At 71.2% G+C, this 13,363-nt stretch carries 12 protein-coding genes; 1 reads left to right on the forward strand and 11 read right to left on the reverse strand.

Features of this window, described 5'->3' with window-relative positions:
- Positions 1–14: 14 nt before the first annotated feature.
- The 11 genes from asnB to QN245_RS19100 form a co-directional block, all read right to left on the reverse strand.
- Positions 15–1,856: an asparagine synthase (glutamine-hydrolyzing) gene (asnB, locus tag QN245_RS19050; protein ID WP_317843917.1), complete on the reverse strand. Its 1,842-nt coding sequence runs from the start codon at positions 1,854–1,856 to the stop codon at positions 15–17.
- A gap of 58 nt (positions 1,857–1,914) precedes the next feature.
- Entirely contained in the window at positions 1,915–3,261 is a 1,347-nt protein-coding gene (locus QN245_RS19055) for a hypothetical protein (RefSeq protein WP_317843918.1), read from the reverse strand.
- A complete protein-coding gene (locus QN245_RS19060) occupies positions 3,258–4,001 on the reverse strand; it encodes a TylF/MycF/NovP-related O-methyltransferase (protein WP_317843919.1) in 744 nt (247 codons plus the stop codon). Before QN245_RS19060 ends, QN245_RS19055 begins: the two co-directional genes overlap by 4 nt.
- 235 nt (positions 4,002–4,236) lie before the next feature.
- Positions 4,237–5,193 (reverse strand): NAD-dependent epimerase/dehydratase family protein, encoded by a 957-nt coding sequence (locus tag QN245_RS19065; RefSeq protein WP_317843920.1) that lies wholly within the window; start codon positions 5,191–5,193, stop codon positions 4,237–4,239.
- Complete coding sequence (locus QN245_RS19070) at positions 5,190–6,458, reverse strand: hypothetical protein (protein ID WP_317843921.1); 1,269 nt, start codon at positions 6,456–6,458, stop codon at positions 5,190–5,192. Before QN245_RS19070 ends, QN245_RS19065 begins: the two co-directional genes overlap by 4 nt.
- Positions 6,459–6,605: 147 nt before the next feature.
- Positions 6,606–7,838 (reverse strand): lipopolysaccharide biosynthesis protein, encoded by a 1,233-nt coding sequence (locus QN245_RS19075; RefSeq protein ID WP_317843922.1) that lies wholly within the window; start codon positions 7,836–7,838, stop codon positions 6,606–6,608.
- Between the two features lie 13 nt (positions 7,839–7,851).
- A complete protein-coding gene (locus tag QN245_RS19080) occupies positions 7,852–9,603 on the reverse strand; it encodes an ABC transporter ATP-binding protein (protein WP_317843923.1) in 1,752 nt (583 codons plus the stop codon).
- On the reverse strand, positions 9,600–10,067 hold the full coding sequence (locus tag QN245_RS19085; protein WP_317843924.1) for a lasso peptide biosynthesis B2 protein: 468 nt from the start codon (positions 10,065–10,067) through the stop codon (positions 9,600–9,602). Before QN245_RS19085 ends, QN245_RS19080 begins: the two co-directional genes overlap by 4 nt.
- Before the next feature lie 346 nt (positions 10,068–10,413).
- Positions 10,414–10,632, reverse strand: coding sequence for a hypothetical protein (locus QN245_RS19090; protein WP_152235729.1), 219 nt, complete (start codon positions 10,630–10,632; stop codon positions 10,414–10,416).
- Positions 10,613–11,062, reverse strand: coding sequence for a type II 3-dehydroquinate dehydratase (locus QN245_RS19095; protein ID WP_160959607.1), 450 nt, complete (start codon positions 11,060–11,062; stop codon positions 10,613–10,615). Before QN245_RS19095 ends, QN245_RS19090 begins: the two co-directional genes overlap by 20 nt.
- Before the next feature lie 10 nt (positions 11,063–11,072).
- Positions 11,073–11,495 carry a hypothetical protein gene (locus QN245_RS19100; protein WP_317843925.1) on the reverse strand — a complete coding sequence of 141 codons (423 nt, stop codon included), beginning with the start codon at positions 11,493–11,495 and terminating at the stop codon, positions 11,073–11,075.
- 263 nt (positions 11,496–11,758) lie between these two features.
- On the opposite strand from QN245_RS19100, the gene QN245_RS19105 reads away from it, so the two are divergent.
- A complete protein-coding gene (locus QN245_RS19105) occupies positions 11,759–13,351 on the forward strand; it encodes an APC family permease (protein ID WP_184449447.1) in 1,593 nt (530 codons plus the stop codon).
- The last annotated feature ends 12 nt before the right edge of the window (positions 13,352–13,363 follow it).

Here is a 13,363-nt window from a genome sequence, read left to right on the forward strand (position 1 = left end):
GCACACGCCCTGGCCTAGCCATAGATGCTCCGGTACCACAGCGCCACGGAGAGGGCGAACCACAGCGTGCTGTGCGCCTCGCCACGCTGCCACTGGCTGCGCAACGCCGCCAGGTCGAGAAATTCGCCCAGCTCCGGCGGCAATGTCGCCAGGATCGGCTGCAGCGGCATGCGATCGACCAGGAACTGCTCGGCATGGCCGAAGCCGGTGCTCTTGCGCTGGCCGACCAGGCGCTGCGGCAAGATGCCGGCGAACGCCTGCCGCAGCAACGCCTTGCCATGGTAGTCGCCCATCCGCCGCTGCGCCGGCGTGGCCAGCGCGCGTTCCACCACCCGGTAATCCAGGAATGGCGCGCGCACCTCCACCCCGGAGTGCATGCTGTTGCGATCGGTCATGCGCAGGATCATCGGCAGGTTGGTCGTCAGCACGTCGGCGCGCAGGCGCGCCTGCACGTCGCCGCGGCGATCGGCCTGCAACACGGCCAGACGGGACGCCTGGTCGTGCCACAGCGCCGCCGACATGCTGGCCACGCTCGGCCGCTGCCGCCGCAGCAACGCCCCGAGCGAACCGGCCGGCAGATCCCAGGCCAGGCGGTTGAGCAACAACCTCGGATCCACCGCGCCGCTGCCGAGCAGGCGCACCAGCGTCGGCAGGCGCAGAGCGTGCAGCGCGCTGCGCGCGCTCAACGCCAGGTACAGGCGGACGTAGCCGCCGAACAGCTCGTCGGCGCCCTCGCCGTTGAGCACGACCGGGTAGCCGGCGTCGCGGACGGCCCGGTACATGCGGAAACTGGCCAGGATCGACGGCGTGCAGAACGGCTCTTCCTGCGCGCGCACCAGCTCCAGCAACTCGTCTTCGGCCGGGATCGCATGCGCGCGGTGCACGCGGTGGCGCGCCGCCTCGCCCCATTCGGCCATCAACCCCGACGCGGCCGCGACCTCGTCGAAGCGCGCCTGCTCGGCGTCGCGGTAGCCGTAGGTGTAGGCGCCGGCAAAGCAGGTGCGCGGCGCATGCGCCGCGCCCAGGCTGAGCCGGGTCAGAATCGCGCTGTCCAGCCCACCCGACAGCAGCGTCACCGTCGGCACGTCCGAGCGCAGGCGCAGCCGCGTGGCATCTTCCAGCAGCGCGCGCGTCGCCTCGTCGTCGAGCGGCGCCACCTCGCCCGGGAGCGGCCAGCGATGGTAGCGGTGGCGGCGGCTGTGGCCGTCCGCCGAGACGCGGTACACCCAGCCGGGCGGCACCGCACGGATGCCGGCATAGAACGTCTCGCCGCGATGGTCGGACAGGCCGGCGACGAGGAAATCGAAGATCGCACCGGGATTGGGCGGCGGATAGCCGCCCAGCGCCGCGGCGATGGCGCGGATCTCGCTGGCCAGCAGCAACTGCCGGCCGTCGTGATGCAGGTACAGCGGCTTCACCCCGAGCCGGTCGCGACAATAGATCAGATCGCCGCTGGCCTGCTCCAGCAACACGATCGCCCACATGCCGTTGCAGCGCGCGAACAGGTCTTCGCCCCAGGCGCGCCAGCCATGCAGCAGGACCTCGGTATCGCTGTCGGTACGGAAGCGATGGCCGAGCGCTTCCAGTTCGCGGCGCAGTTCCAGGAAGTTGTAGATCTCGCCGTTGAACACCACCGCGTTGCCGGTGTCGGCACAGCGCATCGGCTGCGTCGCCGCCTCGCTCAGGTCGAGGATGGCCAGGCGGCGGTGGCCCAGCGCGGTCGGCACGGGCTGCTGCTCACACAGTAGTCCCTGCGCATCCGGACCACGCCGGGCCAAGGCGGCCAACGCGCGTTCGGCCTGCGCCTGCAGCGCTGCGCCGTCGCCGAAATTGCGCAACGCGACTATGCCGCACATGCGCGCCTCCTTGCCCCTACGCTGCGGCGCGACACGACAGCGAACCTCGACGACCGCGTCACGCCGCGCGCTCCGGCGCGGGCGCGAACAGGCTGCGCTGGCGCCAGGCCGTCCACAGCGCCGGCAGCAGCAGCACCGCCGCCAGCGTCCAGCCGATCCGCCCGCCCCAGAGCGAGGCCGCCAGCAATGCCGAAAGCAGCGCCGCAACGCCGCCGCCGTTGAGGCGCAGGCCGCACAGCCGCAGACTCACCGCGGCGATCCCCAACAGGCACAGCAGCCGCCCCCACAGCAGCCACTGCGGCGCTGCCCATGCCGCAGCGGCCAGTTGCAGCCCCGCGCTGCACAGCAAGCCGATCAGCAGCAGGCGCAACAGCGCGCGTTCGCGATGGCGCCCGATCAGCAGCGCCGCCAGCACCCCGCTGAGCAGCACCGTCGCACCACCGGCCAACACCGGCGTCGTCCATGGCCACCAGGCCCGCTGTTCGGCACTGCCCCAGGCCGCCACCGCAAGCGGCAGCAGCAGCGCGGCCAGCGCCGCGCCGCCCAGCACCAGCGAGATCAGCCACTGCGCCCAGCGTTGGCCGGCCTCGCTGGCGGCCTCGGCCAGCAGCAGCCGGTTGAACTGATTGAACACGCCGCTGGCGCCGTTGAGCAGATAGCCCAGGAACAGATACACCGGCAGGAAGCCCGGCGCCACCGCCGCCAGCAGCAGCGGCGTCAGGCGATCGTGCAGGATGCCGGCGATGCCCAACAGCGACAGCTGCACGGCCGTTGCCAGCAGATGGCGGCCGTGGCCGCGCTGCGGCCACAGCAGGCGCAGCGGCGCGGCGAACACCGCCATGTTGACCAGCGCCTGCAGCAGATAGCCGATGCTCACGGCGATGCCGGCACCGACCGCGCCGCCACACCCGGGAAACGGCCGCAGCAGCAGCCAGGCCAGGATCGCCACCGGCATCGCGACCTGCTGCACGGCGAATCCCGACAGCCGCCGTGCCTGCGCCAGCAACGGCGCCGAATAATTGACCAGGCCGAACAGGGTGGCCGGCAGCACCGCCAGCACGTAGCCGAAGCCTGCGCCCCGCCACTGCCAGGACCATCCGGCCGCGACGACCCATGCCAGATCCAGCACCAGGGTGGCCAGCAGCCGATGGCGCAGCGCCTGCCGCCAGCGCATCTCCCATCCCGGCGCGGCCGGATCTTCGCGCAGGAACAGCGAGGCGTAGCCCAGGTCGGCCAGAAACAGCACCGTGGTCAGTCCCAGATGCGCCAGTCCCACCTCGCCATAGCCTTGCAGGCCGAACTGGCGCAACAGCAGCCACTGGAACAGCAGTGCGCAGCCCTGCCCGAGCGCATACAACAACGCGCCGGACACGAATCCCGCGCGCAGGCGCCCGGCCGTGCTCATGGCCGGGCGAGAGATCCGGCCGCCGGCACATGGCACAGAAAGGCGCGCGAGGCCGCGCCATAGACGAACCACGGCTCGAATTCGATGCCGAACCGCTCGGCGCATTCCCGAAGGGCGCGCCGTTCGCCGCGCTGGCGATCGGCCTGGAACAGATCGTAGTCGTCGCACAGCAGCACGCTGCCCTGAACCAGGCGCGGTGCGATCAACGTCAGCGCATCGCATGCCGAGGCATACAGATCGCAATCCAGGTTCACGATCGCTGCCTGGGTGTGGCCGATGGCATGCGCATTGTCGGCGAACAGGCCGGGCACCAGGTGCAGGTCCGGCGCGCGCAGCCCCACCGCGGCGCAGCGCGCCTGCGCCTCGGATTGGGCGGCGAGGAAGCTGCCGGTGGCCAGGCTGTCCTCGCCTTCGGCATTGCGCGGCATGCCGGCAAAGGTGTCGAAGCCGTAGAACCGCGGCCGCTGCGCCAGGAAGCCCAGCACCGTGCCCCGATGCTGGAAGGGCAAACCGGCGCTGCGTTCGATGCGCCGCCGCTGGTGCCGATAGCACAGCCACGCATGGGCCAGGCTGTTGCCGCGGTACACGCCGAACTCGTAGTAATCGCCGGCAAGCTGGGTGGCATGCACGTAGGCCCAGGCGCGATACAGCGCGCCCAGCGCATCGTTGCGATGCAGGTTCGCGCCGACCCGGAGGCCGCGATAGGCGAGCTTGAGGCGTTCGATGAGCGTTACGGACACGTCGGACACCGTACGTCGGGCCAGGGGCGGAAACGTCCGAGTATCCAGGCTCGATCCCGACCAGCGCAATGGCGCACGCGGGTGCGCGTGACCGTGGAGACGGCGGCGTACGCCTGGTCAGCGGCAGATGCGCGCGACGCACACGGCACGGTGTCGAGAACACCGTCCTCGACGACCTTCGCCACCGGCTGCACGCGCGGATCGGCCGCGCACTGAGCGATCCGGTCGAGTGCGCTCATCCGGGAACGCGTGTGTCCGCAGCCTGCTCCGGCGCGAGCGTGCGCTGCAACGCCTCGCGCAGGGTCCAGCGCGTGCGCCAGCCCAGCACCGCGGCGGCCTTGGCCGGGTTGCCGAGCTGATGCGCCCGGTCATGCGCACGCTGCCGCTGCGGATCCACCTGCACCCGCGGTGCACGGCCGAGCAAGGCACCGATTTCCTCCACCAGTTCGCCGACCGAGTGCTCCACGCCCGAGCACAGATTGAACACATCGTAGGCCGGCTCCGCCCGCGCATCGTCGAGCAGGGCCAGCAGCCCGGCGGCCGCATCGTCGGCATGCAGGTAATCGCGGCGCGGCTGCAGGTTGCCCAGCTGCACCAGCGGCGCCGGCGCCGGATCGGCCGCCAGTTGCGCCAGCACCTCGGGAATCAGGTGCGCGTTCGGATCGTCGTGGGCGATGCTGTTGAACAGGCGCGCCACCCGGCCGCGGCGGCCGCCGCCGCGCGCGCACCACAGGCGCAACTGGCCTTCGTTGCAGAGCTTGGACAGCGCGTAATTGTCGCGCGCCTCCGTGGGGCTGCCGGCTTCGTCCAGCGCCTGCTCGCCCCAGGCATACACCGCCCCGCTGGAGGCGATCAGCACCTGTCGCACGTCGGTGTCGTCGGCGGCCTGCAGCACGCTCTCGGTCCCGACCACGTTCACCTGCAGGCAATGCATGCGCTGCCGTTCGCAGGTCGGGATATGGTGGATCGCGGCCAGGTGCACCACCGCGTCGGCGCGGAACGTACGCAAACAGGCAGCCACCGCGGCCGTGTCGCGGATGTCGGCGACGGCCGCGACGTGCAGGCCCTCCGGCAGGGCCATGCCGCTGGACAGGTCGTCCAGGCCAGCGACCGCGTCGCCGCGCTGCAACAGCGCCATGACCAGCCGGCGTCCGATCATGCCGGCGGCGCCGGTCACCAGCACCCGTTTCACGATCGCCTCGGTACAGGCGGCGACGCGTCGTCGGGCAACAACCGGCGCCGCAGTCCGGCAGGCAGCCAGGCGAACAGTGGATCGCGCTGCGGCGACCACGCGGACGGATCGCGCAGACGCCGGGCCGCGACATAGAGGCCCAGCCCGAGCGACATCATCAGCAGCGCCGCCACGAACACCGCGACTGCCACCAGCACGGGTCGCCGCGCCGGCACCGGCGTCGCCGAGAGCGCCGGCAGCGCCCGATAACGCACCTGCTGGGCGCGCCCGCGTTGCTGGGCCAGCGTCAGTTCGATCTCGCGTGCGATCTGCTCCCGCACCGAATCGGCCTGCGCACCGGCGGCGAAGACCGCCGCGTGGCACGCCTGCAGCCAGTCCTGCAGGGCCTTGCCCGAATGCAGTGTCGAGGCGCGCTTGTCGGCACAGGCGAGGAAACGCTGCTTCCAGTCGAGCTGTTCGAGTTCGCGCTGGCCCTGGCGCAGATTGGCCCGGGTCTCGGTGATGGTGGCCTGCAACGCCACGATCTGCGCCAGCGGCGACAGGTACTTGCCGCCGCCGTCGCCGACCGAGACCACCGTGTTGACCTCGCTGCGCCGCAGTTCCGGATAGCGCTCCAGCAACGCCTGCATGTCCGCCGCCTGCTGGGTGCTCTGCTGGATGGCGAATTGCTGCTGGATCTGCGCGATCTGCAGTTCCGGCCGCTTCTCCACGGTCTGCTGGCGCATGCCATCCAGCGCATCGCGCAGGCCGCCCCACAGCATCACCTGCCGCACGTGCTGGGCGATCGCCTGCAACTGCTGCGTGGCGGCCGCATCGTCGCGTGCGTTGATCGCCACCTCCAGGCCCAGCGCGCCGACCGTCTTCGGATCGATATTGACCTGCTGGCGGATGTCGTCGCGCTCGACCGCACTGCGGTACTGCACGCGCGTCTCCCAGTAGCGCGGCTGCTGGAACTGCCGCTGCACGCGTTCGCGCAGATCCGCCGGCAATGCGATGGCGGCCACCGAATCGGCCACCAGTTGCCGGTCCGACAGCATCGGCTGCAGTCGCCGCCACTGCTCCAGGGTCAGTTGCGGCACATCCAGCAGCGCGCTGACGCTGTAGACCGGGCGCAGCGCGACCAGCACGCCGGCGGCCAGCGCCAGCAGTGCGGCCACGGGAATCAGCAGGCGGCCGAACTGTCGATAGAAACGCAGCAACTCCAACAGCAGGTCGCCCAACGACGCATCGTCGCCACGGTCACGCACATCGTCTCTGCCAGGCATCGGATCCATCGCCGTGTTCGCGTCACAAGGAAGTCACCAGCCCGGCGCAGCGCCTTACGCGGCATCGCATGTCCCCTCATGTCGATCGGCGGCTGGAGGAGCGGGCACTGTGCCATACCGGTCGCGATGGCGGCAATGCGAAGCGGCTCACGCCACCGGTGCGGCGGCGCGGCGCAACCCCAGCCACAACGTCGCCGCCAGCACTGCCTCGGTGGCGATCGTCGCCAGCGCTGCGCCACGCGCGCCGTAGTGCGGCGTCAGCACCAGGTTGAGCGCCAGGTTGGTCGCGGCCGCCAGGCCGGCGCCAAGCATGTAGCAGCGCTGGCGCTCGAGCGCGATCGCCGTCTGCGTCAGCACGTAGTTCGGCAGCACGAACACGAAGGCGGCGAACAGCCAGCCCACCAGCGGTCCCGCCGTGGATCGGTACGCCGGCCCATACAGCAGCCCGACCACCCAACTGCCGAGCGCGGCACCGGCGATCGCCAGCGCGATGCCGGCCAGCGCCGCGGCGGCCAGGGTACGGCGCTGCAGCCGCTGCGCGGCAGCAGGATCGACACGGCTCAGGCGCAGGCGCCGGAAGAACAGCAGCGCCACCGGCGCCGCCAGCAACAGCACGCCATCGAACAGACGATAGGCCGCGGCATACTGGCCGACCTCGGCCGGCGACACCGCACGATGCAGGATGACGATGTCGCTGCGCCGGTACAGGCAGGTCGCCAGGTCGATCCACAGGAAGCCGGCCGCGGCGCGATACAGCGCGGCCTGCGGCCGCCAGCGCGGCCGATCGTGCAGATCCCGACCCAGCAGCGCGTACGCCAGCAGCAGCCCCACGGCCCAGGCCGCGAACACCACCTCGGGACGGGCGCCCAGGAACAGCACCGCGAGCACGATCGACAGTCCGCTCAGCGCACGCGCGCCGACCTGCCAACGCGCTTCGCGGCGCCAGTGCCCGGCGCCTTTCAGCTGCGCCGAGACCAGTTGCGACAGGGTCACCGCGGCGAAGCACAGCACCGCCCACCCCAGCGCCGGATCGCCGACACTGCGTGGCAGCAGCAGCGCCACGGCCACCAGCAACAGCGTCGCGAGCAGCAGATGCCCGCGCGCCAGGCCCGGCAACGCCGGCGCGTACTCGGCCAGCCCCGGGCTGGGCGCCACGCGCTCGCGCAGCACCAGCGTGCGCATCCCCACATCCTGGGCCAGCGCCAGCAGCGTTGCCAGGTTGAGCAGGTAGGCGTAACGGCCGAATCCCTCCGGCTGCATGCTGCGCGCCAACCACACTGACAACCCCAGCGAGACCGCCGCCACGCACAGGATCGCCCCCCATTGCGCGGACAAGGCACCGGCGCCGGCGCGCCAGGCAGACGTGCGTGGCGCGCTCATCCGCACAGGCCTGTCATGCCGCGCCGGTCCATGCCGCGGCCACTTCGTGCCAGCGGCCCTGCGCGCGCACCCGGCCCTCCTCCAGCACCACTACCTGGTCCGCGCGTTCCAGCATGGCCAGCCGATGGCCGATCACCACCACGGTCAGATCGCCGTGCAGGCGCTCGATCGCGGCGCGGATGCGCGCTTCGTTGTCGTGATCCAGCGCGCTGGTGGCTTCGTCCAGGATCAGCAACGCGGGCCGCTGCAGCAATGCACGCGCCAGCGCCAGGCGTTGCCGCTCGCCCCCGGACAGGCGCATGCCACGATCGCCGATCACGGTCTCCCAGCCCTGCGGCAGCGCATGCACGAACTGCGCCGAGGCCTGCTCCAGGGCCAGCTGCAGCGTTGCCGCATCGGCGTGCGGTGCGGCCAGCAGCAGGTTATTGCGGATGCTGTCGTTGAACAGGAAGGTATCCTGCGACACGTACGCCACCGCGTGCCGCCAGCTGCGGCGCGCGTGCGCATCCAGGGTCACACCGTCGATCTCCAGCGCGCCCCGGTCCGGGCCCAACAGACCGCACAGCACATCGGCCAGCGTGCTCTTGCCCGCGCCGGAGGCGCCGACGATGGCGGTGGTGGTGCGCGCCGGCAAGACCAGCGAGATCTCCTGCAGGGCCGACGCCTCGCGACCGGCATAACGCACCTGCACATCGCGCAGGGCGATCTGCGTCTGGACCTGCCAGTCGATGGCACGCGGCGGCAGCGCCGGCTCGGACCACTCGCGCGCCTGTGCCAGTTGCCGCTCCACTTCCAGGAACGCGGGCACGGTATGCACCCAGTACTGGTGCTGCTGCTGCGCCATTGTGAGCAATGGCAGCAAGCGCGCGAACATCACCACCAGGATCAGCAGCTCGGCCAGCGGCAGGTGCCAGACCTGCAGACCCAGCAGCACATAAGCGGCCAGCAGGAGCGCCGCCGCGCTGTGCAGCAGCGCCTTGGACAGCGCCAGGCCCGACGCGAAGCGCGCCTGCAGGTCGCGCACGGCCGTCGCATCGCGGTTCACGACAGCGCGATAGCGCGCCTCGGCCCCCAGGATCTTGGCCAGGCGCAACCCGGCCAGGCTGTCGTGCATGCCGGCATGCAGGCGCTGCCTGGTCTGGGTCAGCGCGCTGCCCAGCCGCAGCACGCGACGGCGGCGGCCGAGCAGCAGCAACAGCAGCAGCGCGCCCGCCACGACCGTGGCCAACGCCAGCGTCCCGGCAAGTGCAATGGCCGCGAACAGATAGATGATGGCGGTGGCCAGGGACGCGAGCATGAGCAATGCATGGCCGAGCCCGACCCCGACCCGCTCCACTTCGGTCAGCATCAGGCTGGCATGGTCGCTACTGCGCTGGGCCACCAACCATCGCCATTGCGCCTCCAGCAGTGCGGCGAAGCTGGCCTCGCGCAGGCGCTCGGCCACGTCCTGCTGCAAGCGGGCGGCAGCGTGCTCGCGTGCGTAATGGATGCCATTGCGCAACAGCACCAGCGCGCAGAACAGCGCCAGCAATGGCAGCGGGGCGTCGGACGGCAAGCCGAGCATGCCGACGATTTCGCCGACGGCATGCGCCATCGCACCGCCGCTGGTCGCGCCACCGCCTTGCAGTGCGCCGAGCAAGGGCACCAGCAGCAGCACGCCGATGCCCTCGCTGGCGCCGGCCAGCGACATCAGGACGAATACGCCAAGCAGGCGACCACGCGGCGCCCAGCCCAGCAACCGGCGCAAGGCGCGCCAAACGCTCATCGCCGCGGTTCCGCTGGCACCACGAAACAACCGATCCGGGCGAAACGCTCCACGCCACCGCCACCGGTGACCCGGACCGGACCGGCGACCACCCAGGCGTGGGCCTGCAGCGCCAACGTCTCCGGCGCCCGCGCCGCGCCGAAGCACAGCATGTGCGGCACCCGGAACAGGCCGAGCAGGCAGCGCGCACTCAGCGCCTGGGCCAGACAGTTGGATTCCCAGGGCGTATGCCGCGCCGCCAGGCGCAAGGTGCGCCCGATCTGGATGGCGCGGCGCTGCGCCCGTGCATCCAGCACCGGCGCGGGCGGTGGCTCCGCCACCCCGCGTCCCAGGCAGGGGGCCAGGCGACGGAAGCCCAGCGCCAGCACCGCGGCACGCGCCGCACCCAGCAGCACCCAGGCCGGCACCAGCAGGCAGCGTTCGAATCGAGGCAGGCGCAGGAAGCCGCTCAGCCCGCCGGGCATGGGCACTCCTGCCACGGCAACGCCGCGCGCCGCGCAGGCACGGCCGCCGCACGGACGCGTTGCGCCTTCTGCATGCGCGAACGCGGAAGCGGCGACACAACGGGCATGGGCGACACCTGCGCTGGAAGGACGACCGCGGGGACCGGCGCAATGGACACCACGGCGCAGTGCCGAGCGACCATGGCGCAAAGCGCGGACGCGCCAGCCTAGCAAATGTTCCCCCGCGCCGGGCACGCCGGACAGCGTGCCGCGCCAGGGCATGGACCTGCGTGCGTCGCGCTCGCGGCTCACCTGCCACAGGCATGCGCCAACGGGACGCTGCCTGCGCGGAACCGAAGAGACGCCGCTACAGCCGGCTCACGCTGCGGATGCGGATCTCGCTGCTGTCCACGCCGTGGCGCTGCGCCGCCTGCGCGCGCAGGCGGCACAGCAGCCGCTCCGGGTCCAGCGGCGCCGGCTCGGCCCAGGTGTGCGCCAGCGTCCCCCAGGCCACGCGCTGGCCGAAGCTATAGGCCTCGTAGTCGGCCAGGTAGTGGCGCGCGCGCTCAGGTGCCGACGTGGACATCGCCTTCGTAGCCGTTGCATCCCAGGTGTTCGAGCGCGATCGACAGCGCCAGCGCGTAGCCCTGCGCGCAGTAGCCGCCGACCTGGCCCAGGCGCTGCCCCGAGGCCGCGCACAGGCAGGCTTCGCGGCGATCGCTGGCATCGTCGTGCACTTCCACGTAGGGCCGACGCAGGTGCGCCACCGCATCGGCGGTGACGGCGCTGTCCGAGCACGCGCCCGGATCCAGCAACAGCATCTCCACGCCGGCCTGGTCGGCCTGGGCCAGTGCCTGCAGCAGTTCGCGCTCGCTGGCGCAGCCGCGCACGGCCAGGGTCTTGCCGGCGCGCCCGGCATTGGCCAGCAATTGCCGCATCACCGGCGGGGCGATGCGCGCCGGGCGGCCGCGATGGCCGGCCACGCAGTCCGGGCCACGGAGCAACAGGATCGACATGGCGGCGCCCTCAGTTGGCCAGCGCCGCGCGCGCGCCGAGCCGGCGCTGCGCCACGCCCAGGGCGATGGCGTAGCTGTCGGCGAGCGCACCATTGGCGATCACCGTCAGCAACGGCGCGTGCCGCGGGTGCAGGAGCAGTTCCAGCGCCTGCGCGCTGGCGTCGTGCATCTCGATGTACGGGTGGCCCAGCGCGTCCAGCGCCGCGCACAGCTGCGCGCCGTGGTCGGCCAACTCCGACGCCGGCAATTCGCCGGAATCCAGCAGCACCAGCTCGGTGTCGTCGCAGGCGCCTTGCCGCAGCCGCGCCACGATCTGCGCGGCATCGGCGCAGGCCACCGGCACCACCTGCGCGGCATGGGAAGCGGCCAGGCACTGCGCCGCGGCGATGGCCGACGCATCGCGATGCGGGCCCTGGATCAGCAGAATCGACATGGAACACATCCAACGGGAAGGACGGGGCGCAGTCTGCGCGCGCGCCGCATAAGCGTTCCATGGCGTTGGGGCACTGTGGGCGTAAAGCTTGCGTAATGGCGGGGATTGGGGGATTCGGGATTGGGGATTCGCAAAAGCGGATGGCGGCACTGCGCTTCCACCAATCCCGAATCCCTGCTTCTAAGCCAATCCCCAATCCCCAATCCCGACTCCCGGCTTTCCATGCGATCATCCCCCGCTTCCCGCCGCCGCCCGGACTCGCCATGACCCACTCCGCTCTGCGCCGCGATGTCGGCCCGTTCGCCCTGATGCTGACCGGCCTCGGCTCGATCATCGGCTCCGGTTGGCTGTTCGGCGCCTGGCGTGCCGCCGGGCTGGCCGGCCCCGGTGCGATCTGGGCCTGGGTGCTGGGCGCGGCGATCGTCACCACCATCGCACTGGCCTATGCCGAGCTGGGCGCGATGTTTCCCGAGTCCGGCGGCATGGTCCGCTACAGCCACTACTCGCACGGCTCGCTGGTCGGCTTCATTGCCGGCTGGGCCAACTGGATCGCGATCGTGTCGGTGATCCCGGTGGAGGCCGAGGCCTCGGTGCAGTACATGGCGTCCTGGCCGTGGCAGTGGGCGCAGGACCTGTACGTGCAGCAGCCCGGCGGCGCCGGCGAGCTGTCGGTGCCCGGCCTGTGCATCGCCGCAGTGCTGGTGCTGGCGTACTTCCTGCTGAACTTCTGGAGCGTGAAGCTGTTCGCGCGCTCCAACAGCCTGATCACCGTGTTCAAGCTGGTGGTGCCGGCGCTGACCGGCATTGCGCTGATCGCCAGCGGCTTCCACAGCGAGAACTTCAGCGTCGGCCTGCACGGCGGCAGCCACACCATCGACTTCGCTGCGGTGCTGACCGCGGTGGCCACCGCCGGCATCGTATTCAGCTTCAACGGCTTCCAGAGCCCGGTGAATCTGGCCGGCGAGGCACGCAATCCCGGGCGCAGCATCCCGTTCGCGGTGCTCGGCTCGATCGCGCTGGCCACGGTGGTCTACGTGCTGCTTCAGGTCGCGTACCTGGGCGCGGTGCCGCCGGACCTGCTGGCCAAGGCCGGCTGGCACGGCATCGACTTCCGCTCGCCGTTCGCGCAGCTGGCGATCATCGTCAACCTGCACTGGCTGGCGATGCTGCTGTACGTGGACGCCTTCATCAGCCCCAGCGGTACCGGCATCACCTACACCGCCACCACCGCACGGATGATCTACGGCATGGAGCGCAACGGCACCATGCCCAAGGTGCTGGGCCGGATCCATCCGACCTGGGGCGTGCCGCGGCCGGCGATGTTCTTCAACCTGCTGGTGTCCTACCTGTTCCTGTTCTTCTTCCGCGGCTGGGGCACGCTGGCGGCGGTGATCTCGGTGGCCACCATCATTTCCTACCTCACCGGCCCGATCAGCGCCATGGCGCTGCGCAAGCACGCGCCGGAGATGCACCGCCCGCTGCGCATCGCCGGCCTGCCGGTGCTGGCCGCGGCGGCCTTCGTGCTGGCCACCGAACTGCTGTACTGGGCGCGCTGGCCGCTGACCGGCGAGATCATCCTGCTGATGCTGGTGGCCCTGCCGGTGTATGCCTACTACCAGCAGCGCGACGGCTGGAAGGATTTCCGCCGACACCTGCGCGGCGCCAGCTGGCTGATCGCCTACCTGCCGACCATCGCCCTGCTGTCGTGGGCCGGCAGCACCACCTTCGGCGGTCACGGCTATCTGTCCTACGGGCCGGACCTGGTGGTGGTCGGCGTGGTCGCGCTGGGCTTCTACTTCTGGGGCGTGCGCGCCGGCTGGCGCACCCCGTCGCTGCAGCAGGCCAGCGCCGGCTGAGCCGCGGCGGCG

It is taken from the genome of Xanthomonas rydalmerensis (assembly GCF_033170385.1).
Lineage (GTDB): Bacteria > Pseudomonadota > Gammaproteobacteria > Xanthomonadales > Xanthomonadaceae > Xanthomonas_A > Xanthomonas_A rydalmerensis.

Excerpts from the sequence above, each read along its gene's own strand:
- asnB (WP_317843917.1), bottom strand. The coding sequence starts at position 1,856 with ATGTGCGGCATAGTCGCGTTGCGCAATTTCGGCGACGGCGCAGCGCTG.
- QN245_RS19055 (WP_317843918.1), bottom strand. The coding sequence starts at position 3,261 with ATGAGCACGGCCGGGCGCCTGCGCGCGGGATTCGTGTCCGGCGCGTTG.
- QN245_RS19070 (WP_317843921.1), bottom strand. The coding sequence starts at position 6,458 with ATGCCTGGCAGAGACGATGTGCGTGACCGTGGCGACGATGCGTCGTTG.
- QN245_RS19075 (WP_317843922.1), bottom strand. The coding sequence starts at position 7,838 with ATGAGCGCGCCACGCACGTCTGCCTGGCGCGCCGGCGCCGGTGCCTTG.
- QN245_RS19080 (WP_317843923.1), bottom strand. The coding sequence starts at position 9,603 with ATGAGCGTTTGGCGCGCCTTGCGCCGGTTGCTGGGCTGGGCGCCGCGT.
- QN245_RS19085 (WP_317843924.1), bottom strand. The coding sequence starts at position 10,067 with ATGCCCGGCGGGCTGAGCGGCTTCCTGCGCCTGCCTCGATTCGAACGC.
- QN245_RS19090 (WP_152235729.1), bottom strand. The coding sequence starts at position 10,632 with ATGTCCACGTCGGCACCTGAGCGCGCGCGCCACTACCTGGCCGACTAC.
- QN245_RS19095 (WP_160959607.1), bottom strand. The coding sequence starts at position 11,062 with ATGTCGATCCTGTTGCTCCGTGGCCCGGACTGCGTGGCCGGCCATCGC.
- QN245_RS19100 (WP_317843925.1), bottom strand. The coding sequence starts at position 11,495 with ATGTCGATTCTGCTGATCCAGGGCCCGCATCGCGATGCGTCGGCCATC.
- QN245_RS19105 (WP_184449447.1), top strand. The coding sequence starts at position 11,759 with ATGACCCACTCCGCTCTGCGCCGCGATGTCGGCCCGTTCGCCCTGATG.